At 71.5% G+C, this 20175-nt stretch carries 16 protein-coding genes and 1 pseudogene; 15 read left to right on the forward strand and 2 right to left on the reverse strand.

Annotated features, from left to right (window positions below; genetic code table 11):
• Positions 1–67: 67 nt before the first annotated feature.
• Positions 68–892: a Fic family protein gene (locus QOL88_RS21675; protein ID WP_097218511.1), complete on the forward strand. Its 825-nt coding sequence runs from the start codon at positions 68–70 to the stop codon at positions 890–892.
• Positions 893–1271: 379 nt separating this feature from the next.
• Here the strand turns inward: QOL88_RS21675 and QOL88_RS21680 are convergent, their stop codons facing one another.
• Positions 1272–2105, reverse strand: a complete 834-nt coding sequence (locus tag QOL88_RS21680; protein WP_097218513.1) for an HAD family hydrolase — start codon at positions 2103–2105, stop codon at positions 1272–1274.
• 574 nt (positions 2106–2679) lie between these two features.
• Here QOL88_RS21680 and ssd point away from each other — a divergent pair.
• The 7 genes and pseudogenes from ssd to QOL88_RS38885 form a co-directional block, all read left to right on the forward strand.
• Positions 2680–3792 (forward strand): septum site-determining protein Ssd, encoded by a 1113-nt coding sequence (gene ssd, locus QOL88_RS21685; RefSeq protein WP_097218516.1) that lies wholly within the window; start codon positions 2680–2682, stop codon positions 3790–3792.
• The gene (locus QOL88_RS21690) at positions 3789–4997 is read left to right on the forward strand and encodes a TadA family conjugal transfer-associated ATPase (protein ID WP_097218518.1); all 1209 of its coding nucleotides are present in this window, start codon (positions 3789–3791) and stop codon (positions 4995–4997) included. The genes ssd and QOL88_RS21690 overlap by 4 nt, the downstream gene beginning before the upstream one ends.
• A 105-nt stretch (positions 4998–5102) precedes the next feature.
• Positions 5103–5975, forward strand: coding sequence for a type II secretion system F family protein (locus QOL88_RS21695; RefSeq protein ID WP_097218520.1), 873 nt, complete (start codon positions 5103–5105; stop codon positions 5973–5975).
• Entirely contained in the window at positions 5972–6763 is a 792-nt protein-coding gene (locus QOL88_RS21700; protein WP_097218523.1) for a type II secretion system F family protein, read from the forward strand. Before QOL88_RS21695 ends, QOL88_RS21700 begins: the two co-directional genes overlap by 4 nt.
• Positions 6764–6840: 77 nt before the next feature.
• Complete coding sequence (locus tag QOL88_RS21705) at positions 6841–7050, forward strand: DUF4244 domain-containing protein (RefSeq protein ID WP_078899406.1); 210 nt, start codon at positions 6841–6843, stop codon at positions 7048–7050.
• Positions 7037–7396, forward strand: coding sequence for a TadE family type IV pilus minor pilin (locus QOL88_RS21710; RefSeq protein WP_031103557.1), 360 nt, complete (start codon positions 7037–7039; stop codon positions 7394–7396). Before QOL88_RS21705 ends, QOL88_RS21710 begins: the two co-directional genes overlap by 14 nt.
• Before the next feature lie 95 nt (positions 7397–7491).
• A pseudogene (locus QOL88_RS38885) lies at positions 7492–7689 on the forward strand (Rv3654c family TadE-like protein); the annotation flags it as partial.
• 40 nt (positions 7690–7729) lie between these two features.
• Here the strand turns inward: QOL88_RS38885 and QOL88_RS21720 are convergent.
• Positions 7730–10339, reverse strand: coding sequence for a DEAD/DEAH box helicase (locus QOL88_RS21720; RefSeq protein ID WP_257027851.1), 2610 nt, complete (start codon positions 10337–10339; stop codon positions 7730–7732).
• 78 nt (positions 10340–10417) lie between these two features.
• Here QOL88_RS21720 and bldG point away from each other — a divergent pair, with 78 nt between their 5' ends.
• The 7 genes from bldG (at position 10418) to topA (ending at position 20137) form a co-directional block, all read left to right on the forward strand.
• Positions 10418–10759, forward strand: a complete 342-nt coding sequence (bldG, locus tag QOL88_RS21725) for an anti-sigma factor antagonist BldG (RefSeq protein WP_003991900.1) — start codon at positions 10418–10420, stop codon at positions 10757–10759.
• Positions 10760–10881: 122 nt separating this feature from the next.
• Positions 10882–11319 (forward strand): ATP-binding protein, encoded by a 438-nt coding sequence (locus tag QOL88_RS21730; protein WP_097218528.1) that lies wholly within the window; start codon positions 10882–10884, stop codon positions 11317–11319.
• A 274-nt stretch (positions 11320–11593) separates the two neighbouring features.
• Entirely contained in the window at positions 11594–13999 is a 2406-nt protein-coding gene (locus QOL88_RS21735) for a sodium-translocating pyrophosphatase (RefSeq protein ID WP_097218531.1), read from the forward strand.
• 192 nt (positions 14000–14191) lie between these two features.
• Entirely contained in the window at positions 14192–14782 is a 591-nt protein-coding gene (locus QOL88_RS21740; RefSeq protein ID WP_179878924.1) for a small secreted protein, read from the forward strand.
• 290 nt (positions 14783–15072) lie between these two features.
• Positions 15073–16611, forward strand: a complete 1539-nt coding sequence (locus QOL88_RS21745; RefSeq protein WP_179878925.1) for a DUF7059 domain-containing protein — start codon at positions 15073–15075, stop codon at positions 16609–16611.
• Between the two features lie 250 nt (positions 16612–16861).
• Positions 16862–17059 (forward strand): hypothetical protein, encoded by a 198-nt coding sequence (locus QOL88_RS21750; protein ID WP_097218539.1) that lies wholly within the window; start codon positions 16862–16864, stop codon positions 17057–17059.
• Between the two features lie 246 nt (positions 17060–17305).
• Positions 17306–20137, forward strand: coding sequence for a type I DNA topoisomerase (gene topA, locus QOL88_RS21755; RefSeq protein WP_097218542.1), 2832 nt, complete (start codon positions 17306–17308; stop codon positions 20135–20137).
• Positions 20138–20175: the final 38 nt, after the last annotated feature.

Below are 20175 nucleotides of genomic sequence, written 5' to 3' on the forward strand. Positions count from 1 at the left end.
CGCACGCGCGCGTGAAGAAGGCCACTCCGCCGCGGAGCGGGGCCCTGGGGTGCGTAGGGTCGTACTCATGAGTACAGCAGGCGCGAGCGCCGATCCCCTCGCGGCCCTGGGGGCGCTGCCCGGAGTGGCCGATTCCGTGGAGTCCGTCCGCAAGGCCGTCGACCGGGTCTACGGGCACCGGGTCATGCGGCGGCGCAGCAACGCGATCACCTCCGAGGCCGCTCTGCGCGGCGCCCGCGGTTCGGCCGCGCTGTCCGGCGCGGACTGGGCCCTGGAGGAGGTGCGCCGGCGCACGGATTTCAGCGGTGACGACGATGCCCGCACCGTGGGTGCCGCCCTGCGGCTCACCGCGGAGGCGGGCCAGCTGCTGTCGATCTGGCGGCAGTCGCCCCTGCGGGTGCTGGCCCGGCTGCACCTGGTGGCGGCCGCGGACAAGGCCGACCAGGTGGGACGGCCCCGCAAGGAGGGCGAGCCGGTCGACGAGCCGCTGGTCGGGCTGCCGCTGCCGAGCGCCACCGAGACGCACGGCAGGCTGGACGGACTGGCCGGGCTGATCATCGCGGGCGGCTCCGCACCGGCCCTGGTGACGGCCGCCGTGGTGCACGGCGAACTCCTCGCGCTGCGTCCCTTCACGTCCCACAACGGCCTCATCGCACGCACGGCGGAGCGAATCGTCCTCATCGGCAGCGGCCTGGACCCGAAGTCGGTCTGCGCGGCCGAGGTCGGCCACGCGGAGCTGGGGCGCGAGGCCTACCTGGAGGCCCTCGGCGGGTACGTCTCCGGTACCCCGGAGGGCGTGGCAGCCTGGATCGCCCACTGCGGCAGGGCCGTGGAGCTGGGTGCTCGCGAGTCGATGGCGGTGTGCGAGGCGCTCCAGCGCGGGGCGGCATGACATCGCGGGCGTGACATCGCGGTGCGGCGCGAGAGGGCACGGCAAAAAGCACGGCCGGAAAAATGATGCGGCGGTACGAGTTCTCGTACCGCCGCTGGCATGAGCATCGGGTTACCAAGCGTCCTCGATATATGCCCATCAGGTCGGGAGCTTTGCCCGTCACCTGGTGCGGCTGGCCCGTATTCGACGGGTCGACGTCGCGTGGGTGCCCGGTGTTCATGCTCGGTCCGTGGGGCCAAATGCGTTAAAAGGTGATCCTCTCGGATGTCCTTGGTCTCGCGGGCCGTTGAGTCCTTTGTACTCCTGCCCCGGTGCGAGCGGAAGTCCAGGCTGCACTTCTTTACTTTTGGGTTCACATAGGACTGGGCATCGTCACAGGTCAAGCGACCGTCGCCCGGCGCCTGTTCGCGTACCAGACGAGTCCCGCCGTGGCCGCCGCTGCGCCTATCGCCGCGACCGCCACGAGCGCCGGACGGGGCGGGACGGAGAACGCGGGAATGCGCTGCTTCAGCCGGACCGGGCGGTGGAAGTCGAGGATCGGCCACCCGCGCGCGAGGGCCTCGCGGCGCAGCGCCCGGTCCGGGTTCACGGCATGCGGATGGCCGACGGACTCCAGCATCGGCACATCGGTCGCCGAGTCGCTGTAGGCGTAGCAGCGGCTCAGGTCGTACCCCTCGGACTCGGCCAGCTCCCTGACGGCCTCGGCCTTGGTCGGGCCGTACGCGTAGTACTCCACCTCGCCGGTGAAGCAGCCGTCGTCGCCCACGACCATGCGGGTGGCGACCACGCGGTCGGCGCCCAGCAGTTCGCCGATCGGCTCGACCACCTCGGCGCCCGAGGTGGACACGATCACGACGTCGCGGCCGGCGGTGTGGTGCTCCTCGATGAGGGAGGCGGCCTCGTCGTAGATGATCGGGTCGATCAGGTCGTGCAGCGTCTCGGCGACGATCTCCTTGACCTGCTGCACGTTCCAGCCCCGGCACAGGGCGGACAGATATGCGCGCATGCGCTCCATCTGGTCGTGGTCGGCGCCACCGGCCAGGAAGACGAACTGGGCATATGCGGTGCGCAAGACGGCCCTGCGGTTGATCAGACCGCCTTGGTAGAACGACTTGCTGAACGTGAGCGTGCTCGACTTCGCAATGACCGTCTTGTCCAGGTCAAAGAAGGCGGCTGTGCGGGGCATCGAGTGGTTTTCCACGCCCCAGAGCATAGGGGCAGCCCATTCGGCGTAAGGTGGGGCGCGTGGGTTTGCCTGAGAAGGCTCTCGGGTACACCATGGAAGTCACGGATCGTTCGCGACCGTGCTAACCCGGCCCGACTCCTCCCCCCCCGAGTCGGCCGTGGGGACGACCCCCGCTCTCCCCCCCGGCGGGGGTCGTCGCATGTCCGGATGGGTTTTCAACCTCTTCGCGCGCCTTGAAATCCGCTTCGACGCTGTTGTGGCGGTGCATTTGTCATGCACCTGACCTATCACGCTGGGTAGTTGCCGGACTGCTCTGTGCCGCTCGCGCGGAGGGCCTGAGCCGCTCACCGGTATGGGTGACGGCGATATTCACAACCCCCGGGACGTCCACAGTTATCCACCAAGATCCACACGATTTCAGGGATCGCTGCACCGTGATTCCAACGCGTCCCGCTCGCGGCGAGTTCATGGCCGGTTCCGAGTACCCGGGGGCGTTTGGCCGGTTTCTGTCGGCCGTTCACAGGAAGGCCGCTTGTCGGTTCTTCCCACGTTTGGGTTTCGCGGGGCCGCAGGGGCCGCGCGAGCCATGCAGCGAAGGGGGATGGAAAGCGTGTCCGGAACCGTCACACACGATCCGCAGCCCGCCGCCGGAGGGCGGCAGGGCGGACCGCTGATCGTCACCGAGGACAGCGAACTCCTCGACGACCTGCTGCGCCTGTGCGCGGCGGCGGGCGCCACACCCGAGGTGCACCACGGAGTGCCGGAGCGCAGAGGCAGCTGGGAGGCCGCGCCCCTCGTCCTGGTCGGCGACGACGCCGCGCGGCGGGTGCGCGGGGCCGTGCGCAGAAGGGGTGTCGTGCTCGTCGGCCGGGACCAGGACGACTCCGGGGTGTGGCGGCGTGCCGTCGAGATCGGCGCCGAGCACGTCCTGATGCTGCCCGACGGCGAGCAGTGGCTGGTCGACCGGATCGCCGACGTGGCCGAGGGCGTCGGCCGGCCCGCCCTCACGGTGGGCGTCATCGGCGGCCGAGGCGGTGCCGGAGCCTCCACGCTCGCGTGCGCCCTCGCCGTCACCTCCGCGCGGGAGGGACTGCGCACGCTCCTCGTGGACGCCGATCCGCTGGGCGGGGGACTCGATGTCCTCCTCGGGGGTGAGACGGCCGAAGGGCTGCGCTGGCCCGCGTTCGCCTCCTCGCGCGGACGGGTCGGCGGGGGAGCCCTGGAGGAGTCACTGCCCGAGCTGCACTCGCTGCGGGTGCTCAGCTGGGACCGCGGCGACCGGATCGCGGTCCCGCCGCAGGCGGTACGCGCGGTGCTCGCGGCGGCCCGGCGCCGCGGCGGCACGGTCGTGGTCGACCTGCCGCGCCGGATCGACGACGGTGTCGCCGAGGTGCTCACCCAGCTGGACGTGGGCGTGCTGGTGGTGCCCGCCGAGCTGCGGGCCGTCGCGGCCGCGGGGCGGGTGGCCTCCGCGGTCGGCATGGTCCTGCGGGATCTGCGGGTGGCGGTCCGCGGCCCCTACCCGCCGGGGCTCGGCGACCGTGAGGTCGCGCGGCTGCTGGGACTGCCCCTGGTCGGCGAAGTGCCCGACGAGCCGGGGCTGTCCCGCCCGGACGAGGGCACGGCGCCACCGGGTGCCGCCCCGCGCGGACCGCTCGCCCGGTTCTGCAAGGGGTTCTGGGAGCGGGCGCTCGTCGAGGCGGGTGCGGCATGAGCACTCTGGCCGGACTCGAAGGTGCGGCGCTGCTCGACGGGGTGCGGCGGTGGCTGGCGGAGAGCGGGGCCGAGCCGACCCCCGCGCGCGTGGCGCAGGCCCTGCGGGACCAGGGGCGCGTCCTCGGGGACGCCGAAGTCCTGGGTGCCGCCGCGCAGTTGCGGTCCGAGCTGATCGGCAGCGGACCGCTGGAGCCGCTCCTGGCCGATCCGTCGGTGACGGACGTGCTGGTGTCGGCCCCGGACCGGGTCTGGGTGGACCGGGGCGGCGGACTGGAGCTGACATCGGTGCGGTTCGCGGACGCGGCGGCCGTACGGCGGCTCGCCCAGCGCCTCGCCGCGGTGGCCGGACGACGGCTGGACGACGCCCGACCCTGGGCCGACGCCCGGCTGCCCGACGGGACCCGGTTGCACGCCGTGCTGCCGCCGGTGGCGGTGGGCTGCGCCTGCCTGTCGCTGCGGGTGGTACGGCCGCGAGCCTTCACCCTCGGTGAGCTGGTCACGGCCGGCACAGTGCCGCCAGGCGGGGACCGCATCCTGCGCGCCCTGCTCGACGCTCGGCTGTCTTTCCTGGTCAGCGGCGGGACCGGCACCGGAAAGACCACGCTGCTCAGTGCCCTGCTCGGGTTGGTGGGGCCGGACGAGCGGATCGTCCTCGCCGAGGACTCGGCGGAGCTGCGGCCCGACCATCCCCATGTCGTGCGGCTGGAGACCAGACCCGCCAACCAGGAGGGGGCGGGCCTCGTCACCCTTGAGGACCTGGTGCGCCAGGCGCTGCGGATGCGGCCGGACCGGCTGGTCGTGGGCGAGGTGCGTGGGCCCGAAGTGGTGCATCTGCTGGCCGCGTTGAACACCGGTCACGAGGGCGGCTGCGGGACCGTGCACGCCAACGCCGCCGCCGATGTACCGGCCCGGCTGGAAGCGCTCGGCACGGCCGCCGGGCTCGACCGGGCCGCGCTGCACAGCCAGTTGGCGGCCGCCCTCTCCGTGGTGCTGCACCTGGTGCGCGACCGGGCCGGGCGGCGACGGATCGCGGAGGTGCACGTGCTGGAGCGGGACCCGTCGGGGCTCGTGCGCACGATGCCGGCGCTGCGGTGGGGAGCGCAGGCGTTCGCACGCGAGCGGGGGTGGGAGCGGCTGCGGGGGCTGCTTCGGAGCGAGGCGAGCGGGCCGGGTGAGGTCGCGGTGGAGAGGGGCGCGTCATGACGGGGGTGCTTGAGGTGTCGAGGGGTGTGGCCGTGGTGGGGGAGGCGAGGTCTGGCGGGGTGCTTCAGGTGTGGAGGGGTGTGGCCGTGGTGAGGGAGGCGCGTCATGACGGGGGTGCCTGAGATGTCGATGGGTGCGGCCGTGGCGTGCATGGGGGCGGCTGTCTGGCTGCTGGGTGAGCGTGAGGAGGCGGCGCGGCGGGCGCGGCTGCTGCTCGCGGACGGGGCAGCCGTCGGAAGCGGCCCGCCCGGGTGGCGGCGGATGACCGGTGGGCTGCGGCGTGTCCGTGGGCGGCTGCGGGCCGAGTGGTGGTCACCGGTGGCCGGGCTGGTGCTGGCGGTGCTCGGGGCTTCGGTGCTGCCGGCCGTCCTCGGGGCGGCCGGCGTGCCGCTGCTGCGGCGGACCCGGCTGGCCGGCGAGGTGCGGCGGGACCGAGAGCGCCGGGCCGACGCGGTGATCGCGCTGTGCGGGGCGCTCGCCGGTGAGGTGCGGGCCGGGCGCCAGCCGGGTGAGGGGCTGCTGCGGGCCGCCCGGGACTGCGGCGGGCTCGCGGACGCGCAGGCGACGGTGCTTGCGGCGGCGCGGTTCGGCGGTGACGTGCCGGAGGCGCTGGCCACGGCGGCGCGGCAACCGGGCGCCGAGGGACTACGGGGACTCGCGGCGTGCTGGCGGGTGGCCGTGGACCAGGGCGCGGGCCTCGCGGCCGGTCTCGACCGGCTCGCCGCCGCCCTGCGCGCGGAACGGGACCAACGGTCCGACCTGCGAGCCCAGCTGGCGGGCGCCCGGGCCACGGCGGTGATGCTCGCCGGATTGCCGGCCCTGGGGCTCCTCATCGGCACCGCCCTCGGGGCCGATCCCCTCCACGTCCTGCTGCACACCGGGGCGGGACTGGGATGTCTGGCGGCCGGCGGGGCGCTGGAGGGCCTGGGGCTGTGGTGGGTGCAGCGGATCGTGCGAGGCGCGGAGACGGCGGCATGAGCGGAGAAGTTGTCCACAGGCTGGGGGTGACCCTGGGGATCGTGCTGGCCTGCGGATTGCTGGTGTGGTCGCTGCTGGAGGCGCGGCGCCGCAGGAGGACGCGCCGGCGGCTGACGGAGCTGTCGGGGGTACGGCAAGCGACGGCCCCTGCCATGAAACCGGCCGTGCGGGGGCTCGCGCGGACGTGGCTGGCCCCGGTGGGCGTGGCGTGCGCCGGATGGGCGCTGGTCGGAGGCCTCGCCGGGCTCGCGGTGGGGCTGGCCGGTGCGGTGGCGGTGTGGCGGTGGCGCCTGAGTCGGGAGACGGCCGGCGCGGCCCCGGGGGCACCCGACCTCGCTGAGGCGGCACGGCAACTGCCCCTCGCCGCCGACCTGCTGGCGGCCTGCATCGCGGCGGGCGCCGGCCCGGTGATCGCGGCGCAGGCGGTGGGTGAGGCCCTGGGTGGCCCTGTCGGCGACGCCCTCGCCCGGGGAGCGGCGGAGGTTCGGCTGGGCGGCGAACCGGGCGTGGCCTGGCGGAGGTTGGGTGCCGTTCCGGGTGCCGGAGGTCTGGCCCGGCTGCTCGAACGGGCCGATGTGTCCGGGCTGCCCGCGGCGGTGCCGGTCGCGCGGCTCGCCGCGGAGGCCCGGGCCGACTGGGGCCGCGCCGCGACGGCCAGGGCCCGACGGGCGGGCGTGATGGTGAGCGCGCCGGTGGGGCTGTGCTTCCTGCCCGCGTTCATCGCGGTCGGCGTGCTGCCCGTGGTGATCGGACTCGCGGGCGGGGTGCTCGGAGGGGGTGGTGGGTGAGGCGGCAACGGACCGGAAGCAGTGAGCGACAACCAGCAGCAGTGTGGAAGTTCGGACTCTTTCTTACGGGGGTTGAGATGTATCAGGCGGTACGGGCACGGCTGCGTGCCCTGGTGTGCGGGATGCGGGCGGCGCGGAGGGACGCGGGGATGGTCACCTCCGAGTACGCGATGGGAATCGTCGCGGCGGTGGCGTTCGCGGTGGTGCTCTACAAGGTCGTCACGAGCGGCCCGGTCAGCGCGGAACTCCAGAACATCGTGAAGGAGGCCCTCAATGCGCGGATGTGAGCGGGGCGCGGACCGGGGGTTCGTCACGGCGGAGTCGGCCGTGGTGCTGCCCGTGCTGGTGATGTTCGCGATGGCGCTGGTGTGGGGGCTGCTGGTCGTGGCCGCGCAGATCCAGTGTGTGGACGCGGCGCGGACGGGTGCGCGTGCGGCGGCCCGACAGGACTCGCCCGGCGCGGTCGTGGAACTGACCCGCGAGGCGGCACCGCCCGGCGCGAAGGTGACCGTCAGCCGGGGCGCGGAGCACGTCCGGGTGACCGTCGTGGCCGAGCCGCCGGTGCTGCGCGGTCTGTCCTTCGCCGTGCGCGAGGAGGCCGTGGCGTCGGTGGAGGAGGCGGTGGGCACGTGACACGGGGCCGGGGATGTACCAGTGGTCGGGGCGCCGGTTCGGACCAGGGGTCCGCCACCGTGTGGAGCGTGGGGGCGATCGCCGTTCTGTGTGTGGTGTTCGGGGTCGTCCTGGCGCTCGGGCAGGCCGTCGTCATCCGGCACCGGGCGGCGGGCGGTGCGGATCTCGCGGCGCTCGCCGCGGCGGACCACTGGGCCGACGGCGGTTCGGCGGCCTGTGCCCGGGCCGGCCGGGTGGCCCGGGCACAGGGCGTACGGCTCGTGCGGTGCGAGGTCGTCGGGGAGATCTCGGACGTGACAGCGGCGTCGGGACGGGGACCGTTCACGGCGGAGGTCAGGGCGAGGGCGGGGCCTCCGGCGGCTCAGCCGGATCCCCGGTCGGCCGCTCAGGTGCCTCGGCCGCCGCCTCGTTCTCTTCCGGAGCCCTCTCCTCCTCCCTCGGAGCACCCTCCTTCGCTCCCGGAGCGCCCCCTTCTCCCGGATCACCCTCCTTCTCCTCGGGAGCCCCATCCAGCAGCACCGTGAGGAGCCGCACGGCCCCCCTCTTGTGCAGCGGGTCGTTGCCGTTGCCGCACTTGGGGGACTGGATGCAGGACGGGCAGCCGGCGTCGCACTCGCAGGAGGCGATGGCCTGGCGGGTGGCGGTCAGCCAGGTGCGGGCGGTGTGGAAGGCGCGCTCCGCGAAGCCCGCGCCGCCCGGATGACCGTCGTAGACGAAGACCGTGGGCAGGAGCGTGTCGGGGTGGAGCGGGATCGACACGCCGCCGATGTCCCAGCGGTCGCAGGTCGCGAAGAGGGGCAGCAGGCCGATCGACGCGTGTTCGGCGGCGTGCAGGGAGCCGCCGAGGATCTCCGGGTTGATCCGGGCCCGGTCCAGCTGGTCCTCGGTGACGGTCCACCACACGGCGCGGGTGCGCAGCGTACGGGGAGGGAGGTCGAGTTTGGTCTCGCCGAGCACCTCTCCGGTGATGAGCCGTCTGCGGAGGAAGGAGACGACCTGGTTGGTGACTTCGACGGAGCCGTAGCAGAGGCGGCCGTCGCCCCACGGGATCTCGACGTCCGTCTCCAGGACGGAGATCGACGTCGTGTCGCGGGCGACCGTGGAGTACGGCGGGGCGGCCTCCTCGACGAGGGCGACGGAGTCCTCCAGGTCCAGCGACCGCACCAGGTAGGTGCGGCCCTGGTGGAGGTGGACCGCCCCCTCGTGCACCGTCGAGTGCGCGGCTCCGGCGTCGACCGTGCCGAGCAGCCGGCCCGTGCCGGTCTCGACGACCTGAACCGGGCGTCCGCCCTCACCCCGGATGTCCGTCAGGTCGGCGGCGCGCTCGCGACGGGTCCAGTGCCAGGCCTTCGTGCGGCGGCGCAGCAGCTTCGCGGCCTCCAGCTGGGGCAGGAGGCCCTCGCTGGCCGGGCCGAACAGGGCGAGGTCCTCGTCCGTCAGAGGCAGCTCCGCGGCGGCCGCGCACAGGTGCGGGGCCAGCACGTAGGGGTTGTCCGGGTCGAGGACGGTCGATTCGACGGGCTGGTCGAACAGGGCCTCGGGGTGGTGGACGAGGAAGGTGTCCAGCGGGTCGTCGCGGGCGACCAGGACGGCCAGCGCCCCCTGCCCGGACCGTCCGGCCCGGCCCGCCTGCTGCCACAGGGAGGCACGCGTGCCCGGGTAGCCGGCGATGACGACCGCGTCGAGGCCGGAGATGTCGATGCCGAGTTCGAGGGCGTTCGTCGCGGCGAGGCCCAGCAGTTCACCCGAATGGAGGGCTTGTTCGAGAGCACGGCGTTCTTCGGGGAGATAGCCGCCCCGGTACGCCGCGACACGCCGGGCCAGCGACCGGTCGACCTCGGCGAGACGCTCCTGGGAGATGACCGAGATCAGCTCGGCGCCGCGCCGGGAACGGACGAAGGCGACCGAGCGCACACCCTGCACGGTGAGGTCGGTCAGCAGGTCGGCGGCCTCGGCGGTGGCGGTACGGCGGACCGGGGCGCCCTTCTCGCCGTGCAGCTCGGTCAGCGGCGGCTCCCAGAGGGCGAACACCAGTTCACCGCGGGGGGAGGCGTCGTCGGCCACTTCCAGCACCGGCACGCCGGTGAGGCGGCGGGCGGCCACGGAGGGCTCGGCGGCGGTCGCGGAGGCCAGCAGGAACACCGGCGACGCGCCGTAGCGGGCACACAGCCGGCGCAGTCGGCGCAGCACCTGGGCGACGTGCGAGCCGAAGACGCCACGGTAGGTGTGGCATTCGTCGATGACGACGTACTTCAGCGACTTCAGGAAGGAGGACCAGCGGGGGTGGGACGGCAGGATGCCGCGGTGCAGCATGTCCGGGTTGGTCAGCACGTAGTTGGCGTACTGACGGATCCACTCGCGTTCCTCGAACGGAGTATCGCCGTCGTACACGGCTGGGCGCACGGAATTGCCCAGCGGATGTGAAAGTTCCTTCACGGAGCGGCACTGGTCCGCCGCGAGAGCCTTGGTGGGAGCCAGGTAGAGGGTGGTCGCGCCGCGGCCGTTCGGGGCCTCCGAGCCCTCCAGGAGGGTGGAGAAGACCGGCACGAGGTAGGCCAGGGACTTGCCGGAGGCCGTGCCGGTGGCGACGACTACCGACTCGCCGTTCAGGGCGTGCTCGGCCGCGCGTGCCTGGTGGGCCCAGGGATGTTCGATGCCCGCGGCGCGCACGGCCGCGATGACCTCGGCGCGGATCCGGTCCGGCCAGACGGCATGCCGACCCTCGCGCGGGGGCAAGTGCTCCGTATGAGTAATGCGAGAAGCCCTGCTGGGGCCGGACGCGAGCCGGTCCAGGACCGCGCCCGGCGTGGGTCGGGAGGCGGGGTCCGTCGGGGTTCGATCGGATCGGTGATTCTTGGCCATCGGCACCGAGTGTGTCACTGGCGTGACGGACAATGGAGCCAAGGCGTCGTGCACGCCTGCCGGTAAGTGATTGAATGCCATCGCGGCTGGCGAAGCGTCCAGGGGCTGAAGCCGAATGCCCCTAGGGCGACCGCTCGATAGCAAGGTGCTGGAGGATCCGTGGACCTGTCCCTGTCGACCGAAACCATGGGCGATCGCACGATCGTCAGGGTCGGTGGCGAAATCGACGTATATACCGCGCCCAAGCTGCGCGAGCAGTTGGTCGAGCTGGTGAACGACGGCAGTTTCCACCTTGTCGTCGACATGGAGGGCGTGGACTTCCTCGACTCCACCGGGCTCGGCGTACTGGTCGGCGGTCTGAAGCGTGTGCGGGCCCATGAGGGCTCCCTGCGCCTGGTCTGCAACCAGGAGCGCATTCTGAAGATCTTCCGTATCACCGGCCTCACCAAGGTGTTCCCGATTCACACCTCGGTCGAGGAAGCGGTTGCGGCCACCGACTGACACCGGTCCCGGGCCGAGTGCCCGGGCCGGCCGACATTCGGCAAGAGTGAAGACCGAGGGGGCCCGGGTTTCGCCGGCCCGGAGCCTCTCGACAGCACGCCCGCTAGTTGCGAGGGGGATGCATGGCCACCGTTGAGCTCCGCTTCAGCGCGCTGCCCGAGCATGTCAGGACCGCCCGGCTGGTGGCGGCGGCGGTGGCGCGCAGGGCCGGAGTGGACGAGGCCGTCCTCGACGAGGTCAGGCTCGCCGTCGGCGAGGCGTGCACCCGAGCCGTCGGACTGCATCAGACCGGCGGTATCTCGGCACCGGTGAAGGTGCTGCTGATCGAGGAGGAGAAGCAGTTCTCCATCGAGGTCGGCGACGAGGTCCCGCACGCGGTCTCCGGCGAGCGCGCCCCCGGGGACGGACCCGGTGACGCCGACGGTGAGGCCGACGAGGACGAAATGGGCCTCGCGGTCATCAGCGGACTCGTCGACGACGTCGAGGTCAGCGCGGGAGAGCACGGCGGGCTGATCAAGATGACCTGGCCGACCACGCCGCCGCCGACGATCCTGGTCTGACCCCGCCACCGCGCACACCGTTCTTTCCGAAGGGCCCCACCCGTGGGGCCCTTCGTCATGTGCGGGTGTCGGTGCCCGCCTTTACAGTAGGTCCTGTGCCGTTCACCGCGTGAATTCGTTCACGATCATTCGCGCGCCCTCCGACAGCCTCAGAATGCTTTCAGGGCATTACTTCGGGACGCCAATTCCGTTTATCGCGCTCTGTTTTGATCAGGTTCCGGTACCTACAATCCCGTCCACATCTTGAGCTCAGCCCAAGCGTCAAGGAGGACGAATGGCGGGGCTTTCCCTCTCACAACAGTCGGGCCATCCCACAGACCTCGCAGCCGCCGTACTGACCGATGGCAACCGTGTCCTCATCGTGGTCATCGCGGTCGTCGCACTGGCGGCCCTGGTGCTCGCGGGGGTCCTGGTGCGCCAGGTACTCGCGGCCGGCGAGGGCACCGACAGCATGAAGGAGATCGCGGCAGCGGTCCAGGAAGGCGCGAACGCCTATCTGGCCCGTCAGCTGCGCACGCTCGGCGTATTCGCCGTGGTCGTGTTCTTCCTGCTCATGCTGCTGCCCGCGGACGACTGGAGTCAGCGTGCCGGACGGTCGGTGTTCTTTCTGATCGGAGCGGCGTTCTCGGCGGCCACCGGCTATATCGGCATGTGGCTCGCCGTACGCAGCAATGTGCGTGTCGCCGCGGCGGCGCGTGAAGCCACTCCGGCTCAAGGCGAGCCGGAAAAGGATCTGACCACGGTCTCGCACAAAGCGATGAAGATCGCTTTCCGTACGGGCGGTGTGGTCGGCATGTTCACGGTGGGCCTCGGCCTGCTCGGCGCCTCCTGTGTGGTGCTGGTGTACGCGGCCGACGCGCCGAAGGTGCTCGAGGGCTTCGGCCTCGGGGCCGCGCTGATCGCGATGTTCATGCGTGTCGGCGGCGGCATCTTCACCAAGGCCGCCGACGTCGGCGCCGACCTGGTCGGCAAGGTCGAACAGGGCATTCCGGAGGACGACCCGCGCAATGCCGCGACCATCGCCGACAACGTGGGCGACAACGTCGGCGACTGCGCGGGCATGGCGGCCGACCTCTTCGAGTCGTACGCCGTGACCCTGGTCGCCGCTCTGATCCTCGGCTCGGCGGCCTTCGGCGACGCCGGACTCGGCTTCCCGCTGCTCGTGCCGGCGATCGGGGTGATCACCGCCATGATCGGCATCTTCGCGGTGGCGCCCCGGCGCGCCGACCGCAGCGGCATGAGCGCCATCAACCGCGGGTTCTTCATCTCCGCGGTGATCTCGCTGGTGCTGGTGGCGGTGGCCGTCTTCGTCTACCTGCCGGGCAAGTACGCCGAGCTCGACGGGGTCACCGACGCCGAGATCCTGGGCAAGGAGGGCGACCCGCGGGTCCTCGCGCTCGTCGCGGTGGCCATCGGCATCGTGCTCGCCGCCCTCATCCAGCAACTGACCGGCTACTTCACCGAGACCACGCGCCGGCCCGTCAGGGACATCGGCAAGACCTCGCTCACCGGCCCGGCCACCGTCGTCCTCGCCGGTGTCTCCGTCGGTCTCGAATCCGCCGTCTACACCGCCCTGTTGATCGGTCTCGGTGTGTACGGGGCGTTCCTGCTCGGCGGCACCTCGATCATGCTGGCACTGTTCGCGGTGGCGCTGGCCGGCACCGGCCTGCTCACCACGGTCGGTGTGATCGTCGCGATGGACACCTTCGGGCCCGTCTCCGACAACGCGCAGGGCATCGCGGAGATGTCCGGCGACGTCGAGGGCGCGGGCGCGCAGGTGCTCACCAACCTGGACGCGGTCGGCAACACCACCAAGGCGATCACCAAGGGCATCGCGATCGCCACTGCCGTGCTCGCGGCGGCGGCGCTGTTCGGGTCGTACCGCGACGCGATCTTCACCGGCGCGCGGGACGTGGGCGAGAAACTCAGCGGGGAGGGCGCCCCGATGAGCCTGATGATGGACATCTCGCAGCCCAACAACCTCGTGGGTCTCATCGCCGGCGCGGCGGTCGTCTTCCTCTTCTCGGGGCTGGCGATCAACGCGGTGTCACGGTCGGCGGGTTCCGTGGTGTACGAGGTCCGGCGGCAGTTCCGTGAGAAACCCGGGATCATGGACTACAGCGAGAAACCGGAGTACGGCAAGGTCGTCGACATCTGCACCAAGGACGCCCTGCGCGAGCTCGCCACGCCCGGTCTGCTGGCCGTGATGGCGCCCATCTTCATCGGGTTCACGCTCGGTGTCGGCCCGCTCGGGGCGTTCCTGGCGGGCGCGATCGGCGCGGGCACACTGATGGCGGTGTTCCTCGCCAACTCCGGCGGCGCCTGGGACAACGCCAAGAAACTCGTCGAGGACGGCCACCACGGCGGCAAGGGCAGCGAGGCGCACGCGGCGACCGTGATCGGAGACACGGTCGGTGACCCCTTCAAGGACACCGCGGGGCCCGCGATCAACCCGCTGCTGAAGGTCATGAACCTGGTCTCGCTGCTCATCGCGCCCGCGGTGATCAAGTTTTCCTACGGTCCCGACAAGAGCATCGGGGTGCGGATCCTGGTCGCCGTCCTCGCGTTCCTCGTGATCGCCGGGGCTGTGTACGTGTCAAAGCGGCGTGGAATCGCGATGGGTGACGAGGACAACGCCGACTCGGAGCCCAAGTCGGCCGATCCGGCGGTGGTTTCGTAGGGAGGATTCCAAGCCCCGTTTCAAGGTGCGGGCGGGCGGCGCGCGTTGACGCGTCGCCCGCCCGCGCTGTGTGGGTACACGTTCACGCGTGAGCCTTCTCTCGCTTGGTGCAAAAGGTTACAAAATGGTCTTAATAGACGCTCGGCGTGCGGTTGCCGTGCATCTGGCGTGTATGTTCCGGGGCCGAGAGCCATGGAAGGGACCAAACCGGTGAACAAGAAGCTCGCGGCCGCACTGTCCGGCGGTGCGGTACTGGTACTGGCGCTGTCGGGCTGCGGCGGCGACGACAGCAACGACAAGCTGGACTCCTGGGCCAAGCAGGTCTGTGACGCCGTACAGCCGCAGGCCAAGAAGATCGAGTCGGCCAATGCGGCGATCCAGAAGGAGACCTCGGACAACAGCACGCCCGAGGACGTCCAGAAGACCGACGCACAGGCCTTCCAGGACATGTCCGACGCCTACAAGGCGATCGGGAGCGCCGTGAACAAGGCCGGGGCCCCGGACGTGGAGAACGGCGAGAAGAAGCAGCAGGACGCGGTCAAGGAGCTCAACGCGATCTCCACTTCGTACGCCTCCCTGAAGAAGCAGGTCGACGGTCTGGACACCAAGGACCAGGGCAAGTTCGCCGACGGTCTGAAGGACATCGCCACCGAGCTGGACAAGCTGAGCCAGAGCGGCAACGACGCCCTCAAGAACCTGGAGGAGGGCGAGGTCGGCCAGGCGATGGCCCAGCAGTCCAGCTGCAAGGCGGCCACGGCGCCGGCGGGGGCCACGCAGAGCTGAGGCCCCGAACGGCGGGCAGTGCAGTGACGCGGGCGTGACGGCTGAGTCGTAGGTGACCGCCGGTGTCTGATGTGCCGTACGGCGGGAGCGTGTGTCGCGCGCGGCGCGAGCGAGTGCCGAGCGGGCGCGGCGCGAACGCGTGCCGTGCGGCGAGAGCACGCGCCGTACGGCGGGAGGGAGCACATGCCGTGCGGCGGGACACGTGCCGTGCGGCGGGACACGTGCCGTAAGGCAAGAATGTGTGCCGTCCCGCCGCAGGGGCAGGTGCGGCCCCCGCACCGGCGGCCACAATGGGGGGCGTGAGTAACGCCAGCCAGTCACCCCTGCCCCCGCTGCCCGCCTCCGACCGTCCCGATGTCGCCGCCCGGCTCCGGGACGCCCTGCTCGCGGCCTCCTTCACCGCCGACGGACTGCTCGAACTGCTCGGCGCCCCCGCGTACGCGGCTCTGGCCCGGAGCGAGACCGTGCCCGCGCTCCGGGCGACCCGCGGGGACACGCCGCTGGAGATGCTCGTCCGGCTGTTCCTGCTCCAGCAGCCCGTGCCGCACGCGCGCGTGGCGGAGGTCCTGCCCGTGGACGCCTGCCTGGACAGCGGCTGGCTGACCCGGGCCGGCGCGGACGGACTCGCCGCCACCGTGGACGTCCGGCCCTACGGCGGGCCCGGCGGCGAGGACTGGTTCATCGTGTCGGACCTCGGCTGTGCGGTCGGCGGCGCCGGCGGGATCGGCCGGCGTGAGGAAGGGGTCGTCCTCGGAGTCGGCGGAGCCTCCACGACCCTCGCCGGCATCACCGTCCGTACGCCCGTCGGCGCAGCGCTCGACCTCGGCACGGGCTCCGGCATCCAGGCCCTGCACGCGGCGCAGCACGCCACGCGCGTGGTGGCCACCGACCTCAACCCGCGGGCCCTGCACATCACCGCCCTCACGCTGGCGCTGTCCGGCACCTCGGCCGTCGAGCGGCGCGAGGGCTCCCTCTTCGATCCGGTCGGCGGCGACGAGACCTTCGACCTGATCGTGTCCAACCCGCCCTTCGTCATCTCTCCCGGCGCCCGGCTCACCTACCGCGACGGCGGGATGGGCGGGGACGATCTGTGCCGCACGCTCGTTCAGGAGGCAGGGGAGCGGCTGAACGAGGGCGGGTTCGCGCAGTTCCTCGCCAACTGGCAGCACGTGGAAGGGGAGGACTGGCAGGACAGGCTCAGGTCATGGGTGCCCCGGGGCTGCGACGCGTGGATCGTGCAGCGCGAGGTGCAGGACGTCAATCAGTACGCCGAGCTGTGGCTGCGTGACGCCGGCGACCACCAGGGTGACGCGGCGGAGTATCAGGCGCGGTACGACGCATGGCTCGACGAGTTCGAGGCGCGCAAGGTGAAGGCCGTCGGCTTCGGCTGGATCACCCTGCGCAGGACGAGCGCCGCCGTGCCGTCGCTCACGGTGGAGGAGTGGCCGCATCCGGTCGAGCAGCCGCTCGGCGACACGATCCGGGCCCACTTCGACCGCCTCGACCACCTGCGCGACCACGACGACGCCGCCCTGCTCGAAGGACACTTCCGCCTCGCAGCCGAGATCGTGCAGGAACAGGTCGGGCTGCCCGGCGCGGAGGATCCCGAGCACGTGGTGCTGCGCCAGAACCGCGGCATGCGCCGGGCGACCCGGGTGGACACCGTCGGCGCGGGATTCGCGGGCGTCTGCGACGGCACGATGAGCGCGGGCCGCATCCTCGACGCCATCGCGCAGCTGATCGGCGAGGACCCGGTCATGCTGCGCGACCGCACCCCGGCCCAGATCCGGCTGCTGGTCGAGCAGGGGTTCCTGGAGCCGGTCCGCTGATGGGACTGAAGGGATTGAAGGGGCTGAAGGGACTGCCCAGGGGCGGTCCCGGGGGTCGTGGAGGAGACTCGCCGACAAATTCGAGTCGATTTGAACACCTCGTCCGAGACGGGTCACGAGGAATCGGACGCCCTTGATCCGCCGCCGTGTCGCCTCTGCGTTCACCTCGGGTTCGCCTGCCCGCCGCCCGTGCGTGTCAGCCTCCCGTGGCTGGGGATGCGCGGACAGGGGAAAAGGGGCACGGCGGGTCATGGAGAGTGAACCGGCGATCTTCGCGGGAGCGGTGTTCTCCCTGTTCGGAGGCGGACTACTGGCGTGGACCGTGATCTGCGTGCGCCGGCAGCGGCCCATCGCCGTAGGTGTGAGGCCCGTCGCATCGGCGACCCTCGCGGGTGCCGTCTCGGTGCTCGCGCTGGCGCTCGGAACGTGGTGCTTCACCCGCCTCTGAGGCGGGCTCCGGCGACGCAGCCGCCGGTAACCGGGGGGTCGCGCTCCGCACAGGGGCCGCCCTGCTCCCGGTACTCCGGGCGGCAGGATTGGTGGTAGTCGGGTTACCGTTCGAGTGGCCGTTGCGGGCTTTTCCCGTTTGACACGGGGGCGGGATGTACCGTCACACTCCGCAGCGTCACCACGTACCCAGCCCCGGTGAGCGACTCCGGGGAGGCCCCAGCGTCGACCGGAGAGAAGAGCGAAGTTGTCCCCGACCAGCGAGACCGCGAAGGGCGGCCGCCGACTCGTCATCGTCGAGTCGCCTGCCAAGGCGAAGACGATCAAGGGCTATCTCGGCCCCGGCTACATCGTCGAGGCGAGCGTCGGGCACATCCGCGACCTTCCCAACGGCGCCGCCGAGGTGCCCGAGAAGTACACCGGCGAGGTCCGCCGCCTCGGTGTGGACGTCGAACACGACTTCCAGCCGATCTATGTGGTCAACGCCGACAAGAAGGCGCAGGTCAAGAAGCTCAAGGACCTGCTCAAGGAGTCCGACGAACTCTTCCTCGCCACCGATGAGGACCGCGAGGGCGAGGCCATCGCCTGGCACCTCCAGGAGGTGCTCAAGCCCAAGGTCCCGGTCAAGCGGATGGTCTTCCACGAGATCACCAAGGCCGCGATCCAGGCCGCCGTGGCCAACCCGCGCGAGCTCAACCAGAAGCTCGTCGACGCCCAGGAGACCCGCCGCATCCTCGACCGCCTCTACGGCTACGAGGTCTCGCCGGTCCTGTGGAAGAAGGTCATGCCGCGGCTGTCCGCGGGCCGCGTCCAGTCCGTCGCCACCCGACTCGTGGTGGAGCGGGAACGCGAGCGCATCGCCTTTCGTTCGGCTGAGTACTGGGACCTGACGGGCACCTTCGCGACCGGCCGCTCCGGGGACTCGTCGGACCCGTCGTCGCTGGTCGCGCGCCTGCAGACCGTCGACGGCAGGCGGGTCGCGCAGGGCCGCGACTTCGACTCCCTGGGACAACTGAAGAGCGCGAACACCCTCCACCTCGACGAGGCGAACGCCCGCGCCCTGGCCGCCGCCCTGGAGCAGACGCGGTTCGCCGTCCGCTCGGTCGAGTCCAAGCCGTACCGCCGCTCGCCGTACGCCCCGTTCCGTACGACGACGATGCAGCAGGAGGCCAGCCGCAAGCTCGGCTTCGGTGCGAAGGCCACCATGCAGGTCGCGCAGAAGCTGTACGAGAACGGCTACATCACCTATATGCGTACGGACTCCACGACCCTGAGCGACACGGCGGTCGCCGCCGCCCGCGCCCAGGTCACGCAGCTGTACGGCGCCGATTACCTGCCGCCGCAGCCGAGGACGTACGCCGGGAAGGTCAAGAACGCGCAGGAGGCCCACGAGGCGATCCGCCCCTCGGGTGATCGTTTCCGCACTCCCGCCGAGACCGGACTGACCGGTGACCAGTTCAAGCTGTACGAGCTGATCTGGAAGCGGACCGTCGCCTCCCAGATGAAGGACGCGACCGGCAACAGCGTCACGGTGAAGATCGGCGGCACGGCGGCCGACGGCCGCGACGTCGAGTTCAGCGCGTCCGGCAAGACGATCACCTTCCACGGCTTCCTGAAGGCCTACGTCGAGGGCGCCGACGACCCGAACGCCGAGCTGGACGACCGCGAGCGCCGGCTGCCCCAGGTCTCCGAGGGCGACGCCCTGAGCGCCCAGGAGATCACGGTCGACGGGCACGCCACCAAGCCCCCGGCCCGCTACACCGAGGCCTCCCTGGTCAAGGAGCTGGAAGAGCGCGAGATCGGCCGCCCGTCGACGTACGCGTCGATCATCGGCACGATCCTGGATCGCGGCTACGTGTTCAAGAAGGGCACGGCCCTGGTGCCGTCCTTCCTGTCCTTCGCCGTGGTCAACCTCCTGGAGAAGCACTTCGGGCGGCTCGTCGACTACGACTTCACCGCCAAGATGGAGGACGACCTCGACCGCATCGCCCGCGGTGAGGCGCAGTCCGTGCCGTGGCTGAAGCGGTTCTACTTCGGCGAGGGCACGGTCAGCGGCGGTGCGGCCGACGCCGGCAACGGCGACGGGGACCACCTCGGCGGCCTCAAGGAGCTGGTGACGGACCTGGGCGCGATCGACGCCCGCGAGGTGTCGTCGTTCCCGGTGGCCAACGACATCGTGCTGCGGGTCGGCCGCTACGGGCCGTACATCGAGCGCGGCGAGAAGGACACCGAGCAGCACCAGCGCGCCGACATCCCCGACGACCTGGCGCCCGACGAGCTGACCGTCGACCTCGCGGAGGAGCTGCTCGCCAAGCCGAGCGGCGACTTCGAGCTGGGCGCGGACCCGGCCACCGGCCACACGATCGTCGCCAAGGACGGCCGCTACGGCCCGTACGTGACGGAGGTCCTCCCCGAGGGCACCCCGAAGACGGGCAAGAACGCGGTCAAGCCGCGCACGGCGTCCCTGTTCAAGACGATGTCCCTCGACACGGTGACCCTCGACGAGGCCCTCAAGCTGATGTCGCTGCCGCGTGTCGTCGGCGCCGACGCCGAGGGCCAGGAGATCACCGCGCAGAACGGCCGTTACGGCCCGTACCTGAAGAAGGGCACGGACTCGCGCTCGCTCCAGGCCGAGGAGCAGCTCTTCACGATCACGCTGGACGAGGCGCTGGCGATCTACGCCCAGCCCAAGCAGCGTGGCCGGGCCGCGGCCAAGCCGCCGCTGAAGGAGCTGGGCACCGACCCGGTCAGCGAGAAGCCCGTCGTGGTCAAGGACGGCCGCTTCGGCCCGTATGTCACCGACGGGGAGACGAACGCGACCCTGCGCTCCGGCGACAGCGTCGAGGAGATCACCCCGGAGCGCGGTTTCGAGCTGCTCGCCGAGAAGCGCGCCAAGGGGCCGGCGAAGAAGACCGCGAAGAAGGCGGCCAAGAAGGCGCCGGCCAAGAAGACGACGACGGCGAAGAAGACCGCGGCGAAGAAGACCACGACCGCGAAGAAGACGACGGCGAAGAAGACCACCACCGTCAAGAAGACGGCCGCAAAGACGGCGACCGCCGCCAAGTCCACGGAGGACTGAGGTCGTTCGAGCCCTGTTCGAACCCGGACCACCGCGTC

Source organism: Streptomyces sp. Ag82_O1-12, from assembly GCF_900182715.1.
GTDB lineage: Bacteria > Actinomycetota > Actinomycetes > Streptomycetales > Streptomycetaceae > Streptomyces > Streptomyces massasporeus.

Excerpts from the sequence above, each read along its gene's own strand:
- QOL88_RS21730 (WP_097218528.1), top strand. The coding sequence starts at position 10,882 with ATGGCCACCGTTGAGCTCCGCTTCAGCGCGCTGCCCGAGCATGTCAGG.
- ssd (WP_097218516.1), top strand. The coding sequence starts at position 2,680 with ATGGAAAGCGTGTCCGGAACCGTCACACACGATCCGCAGCCCGCCGCC.
- QOL88_RS21720 (WP_257027851.1), bottom strand. The coding sequence starts at position 10,339 with ATGGCATTCAATCACTTACCGGCAGGCGTGCACGACGCCTTGGCTCCA.
- QOL88_RS21675 (WP_097218511.1), top strand. The coding sequence starts at position 68 with ATGAGTACAGCAGGCGCGAGCGCCGATCCCCTCGCGGCCCTGGGGGCG.
- QOL88_RS21700 (WP_097218523.1), top strand. The coding sequence starts at position 5,972 with ATGAGCGGAGAAGTTGTCCACAGGCTGGGGGTGACCCTGGGGATCGTG.
- QOL88_RS21735 (WP_097218531.1), top strand. The coding sequence starts at position 11,594 with ATGGCGGGGCTTTCCCTCTCACAACAGTCGGGCCATCCCACAGACCTC.
- QOL88_RS21705 (WP_078899406.1), top strand. The coding sequence starts at position 6,841 with ATGTATCAGGCGGTACGGGCACGGCTGCGTGCCCTGGTGTGCGGGATG.
- QOL88_RS21740 (WP_179878924.1), top strand. The coding sequence starts at position 14,192 with ATGGAAGGGACCAAACCGGTGAACAAGAAGCTCGCGGCCGCACTGTCC.
- QOL88_RS21710 (WP_031103557.1), top strand. The coding sequence starts at position 7,037 with ATGCGCGGATGTGAGCGGGGCGCGGACCGGGGGTTCGTCACGGCGGAG.
- QOL88_RS21750 (WP_097218539.1), top strand. The coding sequence starts at position 16,862 with ATGGAGAGTGAACCGGCGATCTTCGCGGGAGCGGTGTTCTCCCTGTTC.
- QOL88_RS21690 (WP_097218518.1), top strand. The coding sequence starts at position 3,789 with ATGAGCACTCTGGCCGGACTCGAAGGTGCGGCGCTGCTCGACGGGGTG.
- QOL88_RS21695 (WP_097218520.1), top strand. The coding sequence starts at position 5,103 with ATGACGGGGGTGCCTGAGATGTCGATGGGTGCGGCCGTGGCGTGCATG.
- QOL88_RS21745 (WP_179878925.1), top strand. The coding sequence starts at position 15,073 with ATGGGGGGCGTGAGTAACGCCAGCCAGTCACCCCTGCCCCCGCTGCCC.
- QOL88_RS21680 (WP_097218513.1), bottom strand. The coding sequence starts at position 2,105 with ATGCTCTGGGGCGTGGAAAACCACTCGATGCCCCGCACAGCCGCCTTC.